General features: G+C 51.9%; 15 protein-coding genes. 5 read left to right on the top strand and 10 right to left on the bottom strand.

What is annotated here, in order from left to right; genetic code table 11:
• Position 1: 1 nt before the first annotated feature.
• On the bottom strand, positions 2-997 hold the full coding sequence (locus ACO08I_RS17260) for an AAA family ATPase (RefSeq protein ID WP_282782583.1): 996 nt from the start codon (positions 995-997) through the stop codon (positions 2-4).
• Positions 998-1,168: 171 nt separating this feature from the next.
• Between ACO08I_RS17260 and ACO08I_RS17265 the strand changes: the two genes are divergently transcribed.
• Positions 1,169-1,849, top strand: coding sequence for a hypothetical protein (locus ACO08I_RS17265; RefSeq protein ID WP_282782585.1), 681 nt, complete (start codon positions 1,169-1,171; stop codon positions 1,847-1,849).
• On the opposite strand, the gene ACO08I_RS17270 is transcribed toward ACO08I_RS17265, so the two are convergent.
• The 5 genes from ACO08I_RS17270 to ACO08I_RS17290 all read right to left on the bottom strand — a co-directional run bounded on the left by ACO08I_RS17270 (position 1,839) and on the right by ACO08I_RS17290 (position 5,589).
• Positions 1,839-2,249 (bottom strand): hypothetical protein, encoded by a 411-nt coding sequence (locus ACO08I_RS17270; RefSeq protein WP_282782587.1) that lies wholly within the window; start codon positions 2,247-2,249, stop codon positions 1,839-1,841. The genes ACO08I_RS17265 and ACO08I_RS17270 overlap by 11 nt on opposite strands.
• Positions 2,246-2,524 (bottom strand): hypothetical protein, encoded by a 279-nt coding sequence (locus tag ACO08I_RS17275; RefSeq protein ID WP_282782589.1) that lies wholly within the window; start codon positions 2,522-2,524, stop codon positions 2,246-2,248. Before ACO08I_RS17275 ends, ACO08I_RS17270 begins: the two co-directional genes overlap by 4 nt.
• On the bottom strand, positions 2,511-3,263 hold the full coding sequence (lptB, locus tag ACO08I_RS17280; protein ID WP_044218635.1) for an LPS export ABC transporter ATP-binding protein: 753 nt from the start codon (positions 3,261-3,263) through the stop codon (positions 2,511-2,513). The genes ACO08I_RS17275 and lptB overlap by 14 nt, the downstream gene beginning before the upstream one ends.
• Positions 3,264-3,288: 25 nt before the next feature.
• The gene (locus ACO08I_RS17285) at positions 3,289-4,023 is read right to left on the bottom strand and encodes a hypothetical protein (RefSeq protein ID WP_282782591.1); all 735 of its coding nucleotides are present in this window, start codon (positions 4,021-4,023) and stop codon (positions 3,289-3,291) included.
• Between the two features lie 87 nt (positions 4,024-4,110).
• On the bottom strand, positions 4,111-5,589 hold the full coding sequence (locus tag ACO08I_RS17290) for a glucosaminidase domain-containing protein (RefSeq protein ID WP_421946588.1): 1,479 nt from the start codon (positions 5,587-5,589) through the stop codon (positions 4,111-4,113).
• Positions 5,590-5,951: 362 nt separating this feature from the next.
• On the opposite strand from ACO08I_RS17290, the gene ACO08I_RS17295 reads away from it, so the two are divergent.
• The gene (locus ACO08I_RS17295) at positions 5,952-8,486 is read left to right on the top strand and encodes a choice-of-anchor Q domain-containing protein (RefSeq protein WP_282784307.1); all 2,535 of its coding nucleotides are present in this window, start codon (positions 5,952-5,954) and stop codon (positions 8,484-8,486) included.
• Between the two features lie 54 nt (positions 8,487-8,540).
• Here ACO08I_RS17295 and ACO08I_RS17300 read toward each other — a convergent pair whose 3' ends face one another.
• A complete protein-coding gene (locus ACO08I_RS17300) occupies positions 8,541-9,611 on the bottom strand; it encodes a phosphotransferase family protein (RefSeq protein ID WP_421946589.1) in 1,071 nt (356 codons plus the stop codon).
• A gap of 59 nt (positions 9,612-9,670) precedes the next feature.
• Between ACO08I_RS17300 and ACO08I_RS17305 the strand changes: the two genes are divergently transcribed.
• Positions 9,671-11,368: an ABC-ATPase domain-containing protein gene (locus tag ACO08I_RS17305; RefSeq protein ID WP_421946590.1), complete on the top strand. Its 1,698-nt coding sequence runs from the start codon at positions 9,671-9,673 to the stop codon at positions 11,366-11,368.
• A 56-nt stretch (positions 11,369-11,424) separates the two neighbouring features.
• Complete coding sequence (locus tag ACO08I_RS17310) at positions 11,425-11,895, top strand: DUF1648 domain-containing protein (RefSeq protein ID WP_421946591.1); 471 nt, start codon at positions 11,425-11,427, stop codon at positions 11,893-11,895.
• A gap of 2 nt (positions 11,896-11,897) precedes the next feature.
• On the opposite strand, the gene ACO08I_RS17315 is transcribed toward ACO08I_RS17310, so the two are convergent.
• Complete coding sequence (locus tag ACO08I_RS17315; protein WP_421946592.1) at positions 11,898-12,947, bottom strand: SDR family oxidoreductase; 1,050 nt, start codon at positions 12,945-12,947, stop codon at positions 11,898-11,900.
• 130 nt (positions 12,948-13,077) lie between these two features.
• Here ACO08I_RS17315 and lgt point away from each other — a divergent pair, with 130 nt between their 5' ends.
• Positions 13,078-13,998 carry a prolipoprotein diacylglyceryl transferase gene (gene lgt / locus ACO08I_RS17320; protein ID WP_421946593.1) on the top strand — a complete coding sequence of 307 codons (921 nt, stop codon included), beginning with the start codon at positions 13,078-13,080 and terminating at the stop codon, positions 13,996-13,998.
• Here lgt and ACO08I_RS17325 read toward each other — a convergent pair.
• Positions 13,988-14,560, bottom strand: coding sequence for a GNAT family N-acetyltransferase (locus ACO08I_RS17325; protein WP_421946594.1), 573 nt, complete (start codon positions 14,558-14,560; stop codon positions 13,988-13,990). The genes lgt and ACO08I_RS17325 overlap by 11 nt on opposite strands.
• 156 nt (positions 14,561-14,716) lie before the next feature.
• Positions 14,717-16,546 (bottom strand): HsdM family class I SAM-dependent methyltransferase, encoded by a 1,830-nt coding sequence (locus ACO08I_RS17330; protein ID WP_421946595.1) that lies wholly within the window; start codon positions 16,544-16,546, stop codon positions 14,717-14,719.
• Between the last annotated feature and the right edge of the window lie 2 nt (positions 16,547-16,548).

Below are 16,548 nucleotides of genomic sequence, written 5' to 3' on the forward strand. Positions count from 1 at the left end.
TTTAGGGTACTTCTACGGTATCGAGAATTTTGTTGATCAGGTCTTCCTGTGTGATGTTTTCGGCTTCGGCTTCATAGGTCAGTCCCAAACGGTGGCGCATGACATCGAGGCATACATTACGCACATCCTCAGGGATGACGTAGCCACGGCGGTTGAGAAAAGCCTGCGCTTTGGCAGCCAGGGCCAGGTTGATGCTTGCCCGGGGCGAGCCTCCGTAGCTGATCAGGGGCTTCAGGCGGCCCAGCTGATAGCTGTCGGGCTCACGGGTGGCAAAAACGATATCGAGGATGTAGCGCTCGATTTTCTCATCCATGTAGATCTTGCGCACAGATTGGCGCGCCTGGAGGATTTCCTCCGGCTTCACGACCGGGCTGACTTTACCGAAGTTATCGCTGCCCAGTACCCGCCGGATGATCTCGCGTTCCTCCTCCTTGTTGGGGTAGGAAATCTTTACCTTGAGCATGAAGCGGTCGACCTGCGCCTCGGGCAGGGGGTAAGTTCCTTCCTGCTCGATGGGGTTTTGGGTGGCCAGTACGAGAAAAGGCTCCTCCAGGCTGAAGGTCTGATTGCCGATAGTAACCTGCCGCTCCTGCATGGCTTCGAGCAGGGCACTCTGCACTTTGGCAGGCGCCCGGTTGATCTCGTCAGCCAGCACAAAATTGGCAAAGACCGGACCTTTACGCACGGTGAACTCATTTTGCTGCGGATTGTAAATCATGGTACCGATGATATCGGCCGGCAGCAGGTCGGGCGTAAACTGAATACGGCTGAACCGGGCATCAATAGCCTGAGAAAGGGTCTTAATCGCCAGCGTTTTGGCAAGTCCCGGCAAGCCTTCGAGGAGGACGTGCCCTTTGGTGAGCAGCCCCAGGAGCAAGCGGTTCAGCATATGCTTTTGCCCCACGATCACCTGCGCGGTTTCCTGGTTCAGGCGGTCTACAAAAGCGCTGTCCAGGTAAATTTGCTGATTGAGGGCTTCAATGTCTACTGATTGCATGGTCATTTCGTTGTTCAGGTCTGCAAAGTTGCTAATTTTTTCACACAATAGGGCAGGGTGTTCGGGTCCTTGCCCTAAATTCGCAAGATCAGCCACTTAATACAATTACTTAAGCGAAAAGGCTCAATTTTGTCCGGTAAATAATACTTTTTTAACATTAAACATTCCACTATGCTTTCCAGATTGACGCTACTGCTTGCACTTATGGCTTTTGGCATCGTTTCGTACGCTCAGGATACCACAGCCGTTCCTGTAAGTGCTCCGGTTGCGGCTATCAAAGACTTGCGCAACGGCACCCTGATCATCCGCCTGCCGTCCAATCAGCGCAAAATGACAGCCCTGCAGGATGCGCTGGAAAATGACGACAATACGAACCGGCGGGCCAAATGGCTGGAAAAAGAACTGGCGGCCACCCGGGAAGAGACCCGGACTTTCAACAATAACATGTACCGGGCATTCCGGGAGTCGTATGACTTTTCGGACATTCGGTTCACCTACGATTACTTCACGCCTGAACTTAAAGCCGGTAATTTTCAGGGGCACCTGCTGAATGCAGACCTGGAGCCGGACGCGAGCATTACGCTGGCGCAAAAACCGGCATTCATCCTCAGCTTTGGCAGGACCAACAAAGACTACTCTGATGGGGTGGAAGCGATGGTTATACTGGGCGAGCAACTGAAAAGCCCGCCTCCGCCTTTTCCCTACTATCAGCGTTTGAATGACTTTCAGAAATTCTGGGGCAGTATTTTTCCACGGGAAGATCAGGATGAGTTTGATGCACTGCGCCTTGTGGGCAAGCTGAATGAAAAGCTATACAAATACTTTTACCGGAACGCGGGCCCTACTGATTGAGAGGCGCCCCGATGGTATCAGGCTGCAGGGAGTCCCGCTGCAGTGAATCCAGCCTCAGGAGCTTGAGGATACTGTCTTCTGAGAGCAGTGGGGCGACCTTCAATAGGGAATCGCGCAGTTTTTTGGCAGCGGGCCGCTCCGGGCGGGTGGGCCGCGGAGGTTTGGAAGCGGTATCCCGGTTCAGGCGGGCCTGCAGCAGCAGGATGGAATCCGCGAGGGAGCTTGCTTCCTTAACGGCATCCTGATAACAGCGTTGGGTGCGGTTTTCCCGGTAAGTGGCGACACGCTGAGTGACCTCTTCCTGAATCATCTTTTCTACTGCAATCCGGTTGCGGTTATCTTCGCCGCAGGAGGAGGCGAGGAAGGCGGTCAGAGCGAGGAGAATGGAAAGTCTGCTCATTGCTGTTGCTGTTTTCGCATGATACGCTCGCGAAGGGTCTGCTCTTCCTGCTGTCGCAATTCAATGATGGAATCCAGCGCCTGCTCAATCAATTTGTCCTTATTTACCGTACACAGGCTGTCCAATACGGGCACAAGGCTGTCAATCTGCTTCTTGGCCAGGCTGTCAATACGGATGCGCTCACTGGAAGTCAGCCGGATGCCCGTTTCCTGAGACTCGCAGGACGGCCAGAGCAAAACGCTCAGTATTAAGAAGACTAAACTAGCGTTCTTCATTGAGGTCGATGACTTTTCTTCGGAGTTCAAAGTTCTTACCGAGGTAGACCTTACGGACCATCTCATCGGCAGCGAGTTCTTCAGCTGTGCCGGCCTTGAGGATATTCCCCTCAAACATGAGGTAGGCCCGGTCGGTAATGGAGAGGGTTTCCTGCACGTTGTGGTCGGTGATGAGAATGCCGATGTTCTTAGTCTTTAGTTTGGCTACGATGTACTGAATGTCCTCCACGGCAATGGGGTCAATACCGGCAAAAGGCTCATCCAGCAGGATAAACTTAGGATCGGTAGCGAGGGCACGGGCTATTTCGGTACGGCGGCGTTCACCGCCAGAAAGGGTGTCCCCCCGGCTTTTACGGACCTTCTCCAGGCCAAACTCACTGATCAGGCTTTCCAGGCGTTCCTTTTGCTCGGCTTTGGGGTAGGGCATCATTTCCAGCACGGCGGCGATATTGTCTTCCACACTAAGTTTGCGGAAAACGGAAGGCTCCTGCGGGAGGTAGCCGATGCCCCGCTGTGCCCGCTTGTACATGGGCAGGTCTGTGATGTTGTCCCCCTCCAGGAATACCTGTCCGACATTAGGCTTGATGAAGCCGACCACCATGTAAAACGTGGTCGTCTTCCCGGCACCATTCGGCCCCAGCAGCCCGACGATTTCCCCCTGATTAACTTCGAGGGAAACGCCCTTGACTACTTTTCGCTTACCGTAAATTTTTTCCAGCCCGTCGCTTCTGAGTCGCATGTGTATGGTTGAATGGAAGAATCTGTTAGTCGATATAAACTATCTCACGAAGGAAGCGAAACCCAAGGCTCACCTCAAAGGCAATATTTCGGATTTGCCGCTCCGGTATCGTAGTTTGGTTGCCGGTGAAGGGGTCGGTTACATTCCCAATCTCCGGCTGCTCGTATTGGAACGAAAAGTCCGGGTGGAGGTTGAGTTCCAGTGACATGCCGACAAAATCACCAAGGTTGTACTCCATACCGCCGCCTATCGTCACCCCGTAGTTGAACTCCCGGATGTAGGTGGGGTCATTGACCGGAAGCGTAGAGAAGAAGAAATTGTTAATCTCATCAAATTCATTCAGGTTGGTGTCAAAGGTATAATCCGCCCGTACACCGATGGAGTAGAAAAAACGGCTTTCCCCCCTGCCGATGTCAAACTTTTGCTTGGCGCCCAGCACCAGAGAGGCGTTGTGGAAAATGAAGCGCTCCGGTGGCACGCGGGTGAGCTGCCCGTTGAGGACGTTATTGAAAAAGCGGTTCCGCAGAGCACTGCCCTTTGGGTGGTAGCCCAGAGAAGCAAAGAGCGAGAATGCATTGCTTTCCGGCACATCTTCAATAAAAAAATCGCCCTGAGGCAAAATCAGGGCATTGGTATTGATGGCGTCCCACTGTTGTGTAGCCAGCGTGAACCCTCCCTTGATGCCGTATACGGTGCCCTGGGCTTGTAGTCCTGCCACGCTCAGCGCGGCGATTATCATCATGAGTATCCGTTGCTTCATAATTCCGGTTTTGCGCAAAGGTCTTGAATTATTACGAAATAACCGGAGCGCTATACAGGAAATAGCGCTCCGGTCACTTGCATTACCTTACCGCACTTTCAGCTGCTGACCAATGAATATGGTGTTGCTGGTCAGCCCATTCAGTGCTTTGAGCTGGTCAACTGTCAGGTTGTAGCGGCGGCTGATGTTGAATAGGGTGTCTCCTTTTACAACGGTATGTAAGCTGCCGGAAGGCTGTACAGGTCGAGGGTCCGGCTGTGGCGGATTGGGCGCCGGGTCATCATCTGAGTTGAACCAGTCATCCCTGTCAAACCCATTATCGGTATCTGGCTGGCTGGGCCGGTCATTCCAGGTCGGACGGTTATCGGGCCTGGGGTCAGGGCGGTTGCCCGGTGGCGGGGTGATGGGGTCCAGAAAGTCATCATCAAAGTCGAAGTCACTATCGGGCTCAAAGACCTCATCTTCGATTACGATAGGATTGACTGGGCCCTCGTCAATGGATGGTGGCTCAGGTTCCGGGAAGTCCATCACGTCGTCGCGGTCGGGCACAGAGGATGGCGCTTCCACTTCCCGTCCCAATTTGGGAGGGTCGCTAACATTCCAGCCCCGTATCTTCAGGCGCTCGCCAACGGCTGCCATCTGACCTTTTTCCAACTGATTACGCCGGTACAGGCGGTCGAGGTCGATACCGTAGATTTGGGAAATGCTGAACATGGTTTCGCCCTTTTTCACATAGTGCCACTGCCGCTGCCCCCTGAAGCTGTTGCGCTTGGACTGCAGGTAGATGACCGTGCCCTGCTCCAGTTGGCGGTTACGGCTGTATTGGTTGTTGTTGTAGCGCACAAGGTCGGTGAGGTCGGAGTTGGTACGGAGGGCAATTTCCTGCAGGGTCTCACCGGACATGCTCAGCACGTACTGCACATCGTTGTTGGTAAAGACCTGACCGGCTATGACTACGTTAGGGGCATCGGTCCCATCGCCACCCAGTTGCGGCACACCGGTATCACCGCCCGCGATAATACCGGTGGAGGTCATACGATCGTAGCGGTGCAGTTCATAACGCTCAATAATATCGATAAGCTTGCTGGCGTAGGTCGCGCTGGTGGCGTAACCTGCCTGCTTGAGCCCCCTTGCCCAGGCTTTATAGTCGGTGGGATCCAGCCGGAAAAGAAACCCATAGCGGAACTGCTTGTTTGGGTCGCGCAGGAATTCGGAGTGTGCCCGGTAACTGGCATCGGGGTTTTTATAGCTGCGGAAGCAGGATTCGATCAGCTCCCCCCGGTCATTGACATCATCGTCCTTCTTGTAGTACGTCCGGCCATTCCAGCCACTGCCACATTTAATGCCAAAGTGGTTGTTGGCACGCCGGGCCAGGTCGCTTGTACCTGCACCAGACTCCAGGAGCCCCTGCGCCAGTTTGATGCTTGCCGGGATGCCGGTCCGCTCCATTTCCAGGATAGCAATTTCCTTGAAGCGTTCCAGGTATTCCTGATGCGTATTTCCCTGTGCCTGCAGGCAAAAGACCAGGCTCAGGGAGAAGAAGAGAAAAAATGATGATCGGTTCATAGCCAAATTGTTTTGGGGTAAAGGTTGTGTTGTAAACGCGAAAGTCGCCGGTAACGTCTAAAAGATAGGGCTAATTATCATTTTATTAATATTTTAATAAGGGAGTTGACCATATGGTCAGGCATTATAAAGAATTCAGGTCACCTGGGTCATAAAGGGGCGGCAGGTTTTTCGTTTTTCATCAATATTACGAAAAACGCAAGACAGCTTAAGTTTAACATTTACAATGCGAAGATGTCAAGAAAATCATTATTTTTACAACTAGCAATCTCTAATTTACTTAACCGTTTTCAAAATCCAACTTATAAGGCTTCATTATCTCTAAAGCCTTTCTGTTTTGCTTTTACGAAAATCATTCACAGATGCGGCTTTATTTTATCATAGCTCTCGTAATCTTTGGGCTTTTTCCCTCCCTGGAAGCTCAAAGCAAACGAATAATAGTGGACAGGGGTAATACATCAGGAATTGAGGACGGGGTGCAATGGTTGACGGCCTACTCCAACTTATCCAGCGCGTTGGAGGTAGCAGAAGCAGGCGATTCTATATGGGTGGCCCAGGGGTTCTATCGACCGACAGATGGCACGGACCGGCATGCGACCTATGAAATCCCAAAAGGGGTGAAAATATTTGGAGGGTTTCTGGGCAATGAAGCTACATTTGAAGAGCGGGACACCACAGGTGTACTCAGCATATTGAGTGGAGATATTGGCGTATTTACGGATAGCACAGATAACTGCTATCACGTACTGACGGCCCGCAGCCCCGATGAGCATACGGTCTTAGACCGTTTCCATATCAGGCATGGCAATAGCAATGGCAATACCTTTGATACCCGCTATGGGGGAGGGCTGTTTATTACAACCGAGGAGGGGGACACTTCGGCATCTAAAATGATTATCCGTAACTGTACCTTTGAAGGCAACAGCGGTTCCTACGGGGCTGCAATCGGCGTGAACAGCCCGGACAATCTAGGCATTACGCCAAGGCTTGAAAATTGCCATTTTATTTCTAATCGGGCTACTGTCAGCGGAGGTGCCTTTCATAGAAGTGAGGATAATGGCAGCACTTCTGATACGCTGATCTTTAAACAATGTACCTTTGGGTATAATTATGCCCTCTATGGAGGAGGCATAAATGTGGTAGCCCTGGCTCAGCCTTTACTATTGCAGGAATGTGAGTTTGAAGAAAATCAGACAGTTGTGTCTGGAGGTGGAGCTAACTTCTTATCCGCAACAGGGGGCTCCGAAGTCATTGTTGCTGATACTAAGTTTCTGAACAATTATTCTGCATCATGTGGAGGGGTTTTCTTTGATGTCGATTTATTCTCCTCAGGAGGGGCTTCGGGGTTAAAAATCTACCGAAGCACCTTCGATGGCAACGAATCCGGTAATGCATGGGGCGGGGGCGTTTCCCTTTCAATAGCGGGACCAAACGGGTCAGAATATTTCCTGGAGATAGATTCTGTTTCCTTCATCAATAATAAATCCACTACCCGTGGAGCTGGATTTCAGACAACCTTTCTCGGCGGAGAGATCACTTCTTACCAAACCGTTTCGAATACACAATTTATTAATAATAATGGAGGCCCTATTCTCGGAGGAGGTTTTGTCGTACTGGGAGATTTAGGGAGCCCTACCAAATGCTATAGCTTATTCTATAATTGTCTTTTTGCACATAATACGGGCGCATTAGAAATCACAAGTGGGCATGGCCTTGTCGAATCCACCTTGCTTAATTGCTCATTCATTGAAAATGGCAGCTACACTATTGTGAAAAATCGCTCCCCCGATTTTGACTACGAAACTTTCTACAATGACATGCACATTTACAACTGCGTTTTTCAACAGGCTGGAGCAGAGACCATGCGCAACCACCTGTTGAATGGAATTATTCAAGGGGTAGAAGACAACCTATACGATTACAAAGTCAGCCATAGCATCTTCACTGCTCCCGATTGTGATATGCCCGGGGGCGATGAGGCCTGCGGAGAAGGGGTGATTTTAGCTACAGACTCAGAAATTGTAGATATTGATGGAGGGGATTTCCGGCTGTCCTCCTGCTCACCAGCGATTGATGCCGGGCTGGACTCTATCGTTCAGGCATTCAACCTGTCTACAGATTTGTTGGGGGCACCACGGATACAAGACGGGGCGGTTGATCTTGGGGCCTTTGAGCAGCCGAAACTAGAACTTGCCGCATTAGAAGTCCTGCCTCCGGAATGCCCGGGAGAAGCCAATGGCGAAGTGGTGCTGATGGCATCAGGCATTGCCCCGTTTTCTTATCAGGTCATTGACACCGCCGGCCAGCTTATAGCGTCAAACACCCAGCTCCTATCAGGTGCATACGTAGCGGTCGTGACGGACAGCTCCCTATGCCAGGACACCCTGTTCTTTGAAGTGCCAGCCTTAGATTCAATTAACGCTTTTGCCACAATAGAACCTGCAACCGAGAGTAGCCTGGGCAGTATTTCTTTAGACAGTCTTATTGGTGGTACACCGCCTTATGCCTACGAATGGGACAACGGCCACACCGGGCCTTTCTTATCGTCGCTTGAGCCAGGGTTTTACAGCCTTTCCGTTACGGATGCAAATGGATGTACTGCGAGCTTCAGTTTTGAGGTTCTGTTAGCAAGTGGGCTAAACGACATTTCCGCTCAACGGTGGAAGTTATTTCCAAACCCCACGGCTCAAAAAGTTTATGCTGAGTTACCTGTAGGCGAGGATGTTTTATTAAGGTTTTTTGATGGAACCGGTCGGTTATCCCTCTCTCAAAAAATGAGTGGAGACAGCGGGCCTTATGCTATCAATTTAGAGCCGCTTACACCTGGCGTATACTGGGTGCAGGCAATTACTAGGGATGGAGCGAATCAGGAAGTGAAGCGTTTGGTTGTTCAATAGTCATAACTACAAGGAAAAGGGTATCTGAAATAGGAATTTCTTCCTTCAAGTAGTTTAACCCTGCCCGGATACCTGATCCGCCATTAACGCCACCCGCCCCCGCTGCCCAAAATACCGCACCGCTTGCAGCAAATTCGCAAAGCGCGGGTCCTGCGTATGCCCCTTTTTGTAGCGGTAGTAAATCTGTTGCACGATCACCCCGATCTTGAAAGCGCCAAAGACGTAGTAGAAGACCGGGTTAGGGATCACTATTTCCCGCTGCTGTGCATAGCGGTCCAGCACCTCCTGCCGGTTGAGGTTGCCGGGCAGCCAGGTCAGGTTGGCGGCAGCCAGGGGCATGAGGCGGGCTTCTTTCGGCTCGGTCCAGTAAGCGAGGGTGGTGCCCAGGTCCATCAGCGGGTCGCCCACCGTAGCCATTTCCCAGTCGAGGATGGCGCGGATGTTATGGGGTGGGTCCGGGCCGAGCACCAGGTTGTCGTATTTGAAGTCGTTGTGGATCAGCCCGGCGGGGCCATCTGCAGGCTTATTTTTCTGCATCCATTTTGCCAGCTCGTCCATAGCAGGCACCTTGTCCGTTTCGGCTTTGTAATACCGCTTGATCCATCCCTCTACCTGCCGGCCGACGTAGCCCTCGGGCTTGCCCAGCTCGATGAGCCCGGTCGCCTCAATATCAATTTGGTGAAGGGCTGCCAGCGCATCCACCGCAGACTCCGAGATCTGCCGCATTTGTTCGGGTGCCCATTGCAACTGTTTGGCTAAATTGCCCCTCAGGATGATGCCTTCCACTCGCTCCATCAGGTAAAAGGGCGCGCCAATGACCGCCTCGTCCTCACAGTAGACGATGGGCTGTGGAATGGTTTTCAGTACCGGTTTGAGTTTGGACAATACCCGGTACTCCCGCCCCATATCGTGGGCGCTCTTGATGTTGGCGCCAAAGGGCGGCCGGCGGAGCACGGCTTCCCCTGCATTGGTTTGGAGCAGGTAAGTCAGGTTGGAATAGCCACCGGGGAATTGTTGGATGCCTTCTATTTCCCTGAAGCCATCCCAGTGCTGCCGCAGGTAGGCTTGGAGGGCTTCCTGATCGAGGGCTTCCCCTTCACGGATTGGGCTGGGCTGATCGAGCATTTTTGAAGGGAAGATAGGGAAAATTACAAGCTATGCAGCAATCTCCCTAACTTCCCCGCATGAAAACCACCCAACAACTACAAGCCACCCTCCATCACCTCGACGGCAAAAGCTACAAAGCCTACAAGGACATCCGCGGGCAGTACGCTTTTGAAGATTTTGAGTTGTCTATCGACCATGTGCAGGGCGACCCCTTTGCGGCCCCAAGCCGGGTGCGGGTGCGCATCCGGAACACCTTCCCCGATTGGGCGCAGGCCAACAAAAGCCGGCGGGTCGCCCTGTGCGATTACCTCAACCGGCAGTTTAGCCGGGCGTGCCGCCGATTCAGTAAAGGCAACCGGGGTAGTGGAAAAAGCGGGGCGGTATTCATCGCGCAGCCCGGGCAGGAAATACTGGAACGGACGTCGGTGGTGCTCCGGGACGACTGGATTGAAGCCCGCTTCCGGGTGGGGCTGCCAGCTTTCGGGAGGCGCATCGCCGGGCGGCAGGCGGCAGCCATTTTTGAGCAGGAGATCCCTCAAATCGTAGCCCACAGCCTGCCCTTTGCCGTGCAGGACGAAACTATTTTGAAGGAGCATATCTTCACCAATGAGGATGCAGATGCCCTGCGGAGCCGCCTCCCGGAATTAGGCCTTGTCGCTTTTGTAGCCGATGGCGCTATCCTGCCCCGGGCCAGCGGGGTGGATGACCGCCCTATGCCTGGCGGTTTGCCTTTCCAGTCGCCTGATAGCCTACAGGTGGAAGTGGAGCTGCCCAACCGTACGATAAGCGGCATGGGCATTCCCGAGGGCATTACGCTGATTGTGGGCGGGGGCTTTCACGGCAAATCTACCCTGCTGCGCGCGATTGAGCTGGGTGTTTACAATCACATTCCGGGAGATGGGCGCTCTTTTGTAGTCAGTCAGCCAGGTGCCGCCAAGATACGGGCAGAGGACGGGCGCTACATTGAGCGGGTCGACATTTCCCCCTTCATCAACAACCTGCCGGGCGGGCAGCCCACCCAGCAGTTTTCCACCCCCAATGCCAGCGGCTCCACCTCCCAGGCCGCCAATGTGATGGAGGCCCTGGAAGCCGGGGCAACGGCACTGCTCATTGACGAAGACACCTCCGCCACCAATTTTATGATCCGCGATCAGCGCATGCAGGCGCTTATTCCGCAGCAGCGGGAGCCTATCACGCCTTTTGTGGACCGCATCCGGCAGTTGTACGAGGAGCAGGGCGTCAGTACGGTGCTGGTGCTCGGCGGCTCCGGGCTCTACCTCGATGCTGCAGACACCGTCATCGGTATGAATGCCTACCAGCCGGAAGACCTGACCGCGCGTGCCAGGTCCGTCGCGCAGGAGTTCCCCCAGCCCCGGTCAGTGGAAACGCCCGCTGCCTTTCCCACTCAATCCCGGCGCATACCCCTGCCCGAAAGCCTGAATGCCCAAAAAGGGAAACGGGTGAAAGTCCGGGCTTTTGACACCCGCAGCATACAGTTTGGCGAGCACGACATCGACCTTTCCGCCGTTGCCCAACTGGTGGAAAACGGTCAACTGAACGCTGTTGCGGATGCCCTGCTTTACCTCCGGCGCTACCTGGGCGAAGCAACTCTGCCCGAAGCTCTAAACCGGGTCATGCAGGATATCGAACAGCAGGGGCTTGGCGTTTTGCAGAAGGAACCAAATGGTGATTATGCGGCTTTCCGATCTCTCGAGCTGGCAGCTGCGCTGAACCGGCTGCGGGGGCTGAGGGTCAATCCCCGGGAGGCTCCATGATGCTAGGATTGAGTAATTTTAATCGGATACCCTTTTTGGCAATGAATACTTAACCTATGAATCGTCAACTGTTTTTTACGCTGGATGTGCTAAGCCTGGCCGGCATCGCTTTCATGCTGGCTACCGGGCTGTTTTACTACGGCTCCCTGCCGGAACAAATGCCGATACACTTTAATGCGGGTGGTCAGGCGGATGATTACGGCCCCAGAGCAATGATTTTCTTGTTGCCGGGAATCGCTATTGCGACTTCGGTACTGGTGGGGCTAATCGGGCGCGACCCCAAAAATTACAACTTCCCGGTTAAGGTCACCGACGAGAACCGAGAGGCGTTGATCGGGGAGTCGAGGCTGCTGATCTCTGCCATCATGTTCGTGACTAACCTGCTGCTGGCGTATATTCACTGGGGTATTCTGCAGATTGGATTGGGGCATCAGACGGGACTAAACGCTACCTTTATTTGGTTATTCGTTGGCGCTATCCTTCTGCTGACCGTCAATGGGTATGTCCGTATGAAAAAACTGGCTTAGGCTTACAGTAACCCGTCTTTTTCCAATTGTTGGATGTGCTCGCGGAGGGTCTCCGCTACCGAGCGGTATTTCAGCCCCAGTTTTGCCCGGCTTTTTCGGTTGTTGAAACGCAGGGGGTAGCCGAGATTGCGGCGCAGGTATTTCCAGGAAAAGCCCTGGAAGGGACCAAACAGATAAAGGAAGATATTGGGGAGTGATTTTTTCGGGAAGGGATATTTGTCGCCATAGCTTTCCCGAAGCATATGGCTCATTTCCAGTATGCTATGCTCTGAAGCAGACAAGATATGCCGGCCTTCCGCTTCGGATAGAAATCCTGCCAGGAGATGTGCCCGGGCTACTTCCCTGACGTCTACCACACCGAAGTATAAGTCCGGTGCACCTGCTTTGAATTGCCCGTTGGCCATAGATTGCATAAACTGTGTACTTGTACCATCGGTACGCTGACTAAGGGATGGCCCCATCACAAAGCCTGGGTTGATAGTGACCAGGTCCCACTCAGACTGCGTACCAGCGATTTTCCAGGCCTCCCGTTCGGCTACCGTCTTGGAGTAAGAATAAGGCTGGTGCCTGAGGGAGCTGCTTTCATTCCATTGTTCCTCCGTAAAAACCTGCCCGGGAGCGCTTTCCAGCTCTATCGCATCCCCGTAGATTGCTGCTACGCTTGAAGTCAGTACCACCCGCTGCACCCCGGGAGTATGTTTGGCCGTTTCCAGCACATTTCGGGTGCCCTTCAGTGCCGGGTCGATCAGGCTGCGCTGCGGGTCTTTGGTGTTAAGTTGGAATGGCGAGGCCGTGTGTATCACCAGCGCACAACCTTTCATCGCCTCTGCGAATGACCCGGCTTTCAGCAGGTCTGCCTCAAAAAGCCTGAGCTGGCCCGATTCCCGGCTGGCGATTTCAGTAAGGTGAGCGACTTTCTCTGGTTGGGTTGTATCCCTTACGGTAGCGTGTACCAAGTGGCCCTCCTCCAGCAGGAAGCGGACAATCCAGGAAGCGATGTAGCCGGAAGCTCCGGTGACGAGTACAGGGCGTTCTTTGTCAATCACAGGCATTTGAAAGGGTTTGATGCGTTATATAGTGGAACCGCTCCGTTCCGTGGGCATCCAAATTATCAAAAAATTAACCGATAAGCGCCCAAAAACCGCTAAAACATGCCTAATATTGGGGCACAAGTCAATACCTATGCAAGATCTTTTGGCCTACATCACCTGGACGGCTTCCCCTGAAATCATTAACCTTGGCCCGCTAACCCTGCGTTGGTACGGGCTGCTCTTCGCTGCCGGCTTTCTGGCAGGCTTGTACATTGTGAAGGCGATGTTCAAAGCCGAAAATGCGCCCGAAGAGTGGCTGGACCGTATCTTCATTTACATGGTCGTGGGGGCTGTGGTAGGCGCCCGTTTGGGGCATGTGTTCTTCTACGACTGGGACTACTACTCCCAGCATCTTACTGAAATCCCTATGGTGTGGAAAGGCGGGCTGGCCAGCCACGGCGGAGCGATAGGCATCATCCTCGCCCTCTGGATTTTCTCCCGTTTTGAGTCAAAGCGCTCCGTTCTCTGGGTACTGGACAAAGTGGTGGTCCCCACTGCCCTTGCCGGGTGCTTCATCCGCCTGGGCAATCTGATGAACTCCGAAATTGTAGGGAAGCCTACTGACGTCGCCTGGGGCTTTAAATTTCCCCGCAACGAGACCAACCTCTGGGAAAAGTGCTCGGCCTGCATTGAGCGTGCCGGCCAGGGTTGCGTGGAAGTGGCGGAAATGGCAAGCGGTAAGTTTTGCGTAGCGCTCAGCGAGGTGCCGGTCCGCCATCCGGTGCAGCTGTATGAATCCATTAGTTATCTGCTCACTTTCTTTTTGCTCTATTGGGTGTACTGGAAAACCGATGCGAAGAACCGCCTGGGCCGCATGTTCGGTTTGTTCCTGCTGCTGGTTTTGGGCGTCATCCGCTTTGGGCTGGAGTACTTCAAGACGAGTCAGGGTGGGTTTGAGTCGGCCGTGAACGCGGGACTGAGCACCGGACAGCTGCTGAGTATTCCCTTTATGCTGGTAGGCTTATTCTTCCTGTTGCGCCCGGCTAAGGAGAGCCCGGCGGCTAAGTCTTAGTTCTTAACCCCAGAGCAACCACCACCCAATGCTCCCCCCACGGGTCGGTATACTCGTGTATGTTTTGGAAACCCACCTTCTCATGCGCCCGTATCGACCGGGGGTTACGGGTAGAGATTTCAGTAATGATAAAATCAAAATCCCCGGACAGGCGCTCCTGCATATCCCGGTACAATCCGGCGAAAACGCCACTTCCCCGGTAGGGCTTGGCCACACACACCTGACCCATCACAAAGTAAGCCCATTCCTGTAGTGGCTTACCTTGGCAAACAACCCCGTCGAGCAGTTCAAACATGGGGAATAAGATCGGAATGCGGTCGCGAAAACGAGTCTCCATTACCAGCGCGTAGCCTGCCAGGGTGTTTCCATCCCATGCTGTGCTGTGTCCAAAGGGCGTGTTCATATCCCGTAGCGTCTCCATATCGTGATCTACGGTGACAAAGCCCTGCTCTTTCAGCTCTTCCGCCGTAATTTTTGCCGGAAGGTTGATCTTTTGCAGTTGCATAATGGCCTGCAAGTCATTATCGCCAGTGGCGGCACGGTAGGTGATGGCATTGGGCATAAGCGTAAATGCTGGTAAGGTTTGGCTATGCGCAGTGTGTCCCTAAGGGCATTGCGTATAGGTGTTGTTGTAAGCTGTTTATATTGCTTTTTTTCGGCATTTGCTCTTTGCAACCGCAGGAACGAGGAAAGCAATGTGCAAATAGCGCGAGGTATTCTATTCTGGTATGTCAATCTCATACCTTGCTTCTATGAAAAAATTTAGTTCATTCGAATCATTTTGGTTTATGATGTACTCACGTTCATCTTCATCGAAGTTATAGACACCAAAATTTTTTATGTAATTTCTGCTTAACGAATAGTAGCCCGAACCATAAGGTTTGCTTGAATGAACTACATAAAACCAAAACAGTCTTGAACTCATCAGTTTTTGAAGGAATTTTAATTCCTGTTCATCGTCTGACACTACGGCAATACCATTATAGAAAAGTAAATCTTCATCATCGCTAATGGTATAGTTTGGAATGTGGGGCGTGATGTGTGGAAAGAACAGTTTCTTCTTAAATCGCTCTAGTGACTGGTTGCGGCCATAAGCATACCAATATTCATATTTTCCTTTCCCTTTATCACGTTCAGCCAAAACATCTTTTTTGACCTTTAGGTAATCATATGCTCTCGGATAGAGGTTTTTAAATTCTTCAGGAGAAATGAGCTTGGCGTCTCCTTGTTTGTTGAACTTGTATGGGAATATTGCTTTATGCCGCAGCTCTTTAATACTCCTGGCTTGAGTAAGTTTGTTGGGGTTAATGATTTCCTTGCAAACCCCCTTCTCTATGGGATATTCGGCTCCGTTTTGGAGGTAAAAGAATTCATCATCTTCTCTTATTGCATTGAAGATATAAATGTCGTTTTTAAGCGTAGCAATTCCATTACGTGTGCGGTATAAATCTCCGAATGCGGAACCAGCCTCTTCAATTTGGGTAAGTAAATCATGGTACTGCAGGTTCCAACCGTTTTTATGATTGAGTTTTGTATAGTTGATTCGCTGGAACGGGATGTTTTCAGTTAGCGATTCCTCCCCCACTTGTGCATACTGTACTGTTTGTGATTCATTCTTTTGGAGGAAGCAGATACAGGTGTATGTGGACTTACTTTGAAAAATCTGATTACCGCCAAAGTCCAGGATTTTCAGTGCAATAGCTTCATCTGCAAAATACTGGCGCAATGCACGTCCGTTTACACTTTTGAAGAAGGTGTTCATGGTAATGAAACCTAAAACTCCCTGAGGACGCAAGTTTTCAAAACCAATTTGAAAAAAGGGAATGTACAGATCGGGGTGACCCGAACCGCTCACTTTCCAGTCAAAAATGAGTTCTCGGGATTCTTCATCAATGTTGCGCGAACAAACATAGGGAGGGTTGCCCACTACTGCATCAAACCCCGCAAAGCTTTCGTAATGATCTGTCCATTTGAAATTGAGTGCATTGCCTTTTTCAAGGTTAAACTGGAAGTCGGTATTTTCACCTTCGGTAAGTGCTAGCAACGTTAGCAGCAGTTTGGAGCGGTTGATAGCGTATTGCTGTATGTCCAGCCCGTAGACGTTCTCGGCAAAAATGGTTTCGTAAGTTCTACCCGTTTGATCGCGTATGGCTTTTGCTGCGGTGTAAAGAAAGCCCCCGCAACCGCAAGCGGGATCGCAGATTTTGACGTTGGCGAGATCATCAAGGGAATTGAAACACTGATCAACAATGTATTCCCGAATGTTTTTGGGGGTGTAAACTGCTCCCGTTATAACTTTCTCCTCGGGCGAAATGACAAACTCGAATACCTGAATAAGTTCTTCGAGTTCGGTGAACTGGCATATTGGAAGAAACTCATTTAAGCCTTCAAAATCCTTATCCTTTTCTTGAATCAGATATGGTTGCAAGAATGCTTTAGTGGTATTTTCCAAGCCCAAGGAATACAGGAAGGCAGACACGATTAACCGATCTACTTCGATGGGGTCGGTAGAATAAGACTGGAGATATGTATTGACTTCCTTGGTCATTA

The organism is Phaeodactylibacter xiamenensis, from assembly GCF_965229835.1.
GTDB classification, from domain to species: domain Bacteria; phylum Bacteroidota; class Bacteroidia; order Chitinophagales; family Saprospiraceae; genus Phaeodactylibacter; species Phaeodactylibacter xiamenensis.

What these genes read in the sequence shown, in the direction of transcription:
- ACO08I_RS17285 (WP_282782591.1), bottom strand. Translation starts at nt 4,023, where the DNA reads ATGAAGCAACGGATACTCATGATGATAATCGCCGCGCTGAGCGTGGCA.
- ACO08I_RS17295 (WP_282784307.1), top strand. Translation starts at nt 5,952, where the DNA reads ATGCGGCTTTATTTTATCATAGCTCTCGTAATCTTTGGGCTTTTTCCC.
- ACO08I_RS17330 (WP_421946595.1), bottom strand. Translation starts at nt 16,546, where the DNA reads ATGACCAAGGAAGTCAATACATATCTCCAGTCTTATTCTACCGACCCC.
- ACO08I_RS17300 (WP_421946589.1), bottom strand. Translation starts at nt 9,611, where the DNA reads ATGCTCGATCAGCCCAGCCCAATCCGTGAAGGGGAAGCCCTCGATCAG.
- lptB (WP_044218635.1), bottom strand. Translation starts at nt 3,263, where the DNA reads ATGCGACTCAGAAGCGACGGGCTGGAAAAAATTTACGGTAAGCGAAAA.
- ACO08I_RS17275 (WP_282782589.1), bottom strand. Translation starts at nt 2,524, where the DNA reads ATGAAGAACGCTAGTTTAGTCTTCTTAATACTGAGCGTTTTGCTCTGG.
- lgt (WP_421946593.1), top strand. Translation starts at nt 13,078, where the DNA reads ATGCAAGATCTTTTGGCCTACATCACCTGGACGGCTTCCCCTGAAATC.
- ACO08I_RS17270 (WP_282782587.1), bottom strand. Translation starts at nt 2,249, where the DNA reads ATGAGCAGACTTTCCATTCTCCTCGCTCTGACCGCCTTCCTCGCCTCC.
- ACO08I_RS17325 (WP_421946594.1), bottom strand. Translation starts at nt 14,560, where the DNA reads ATGCCCAATGCCATCACCTACCGTGCCGCCACTGGCGATAATGACTTG.
- ACO08I_RS17260 (WP_282782583.1), bottom strand. Translation starts at nt 997, where the DNA reads ATGCAATCAGTAGACATTGAAGCCCTCAATCAGCAAATTTACCTGGAC.
- ACO08I_RS17315 (WP_421946592.1), bottom strand. Translation starts at nt 12,947, where the DNA reads ATGCCTGTGATTGACAAAGAACGCCCTGTACTCGTCACCGGAGCTTCC.
- ACO08I_RS17290 (WP_421946588.1), bottom strand. Translation starts at nt 5,589, where the DNA reads ATGAACCGATCATCATTTTTTCTCTTCTTCTCCCTGAGCCTGGTCTTT.
- ACO08I_RS17305 (WP_421946590.1), top strand. Translation starts at nt 9,671, where the DNA reads ATGAAAACCACCCAACAACTACAAGCCACCCTCCATCACCTCGACGGC.
- ACO08I_RS17310 (WP_421946591.1), top strand. Translation starts at nt 11,425, where the DNA reads ATGAATCGTCAACTGTTTTTTACGCTGGATGTGCTAAGCCTGGCCGGC.
- ACO08I_RS17265 (WP_282782585.1), top strand. Translation starts at nt 1,169, where the DNA reads ATGCTTTCCAGATTGACGCTACTGCTTGCACTTATGGCTTTTGGCATC.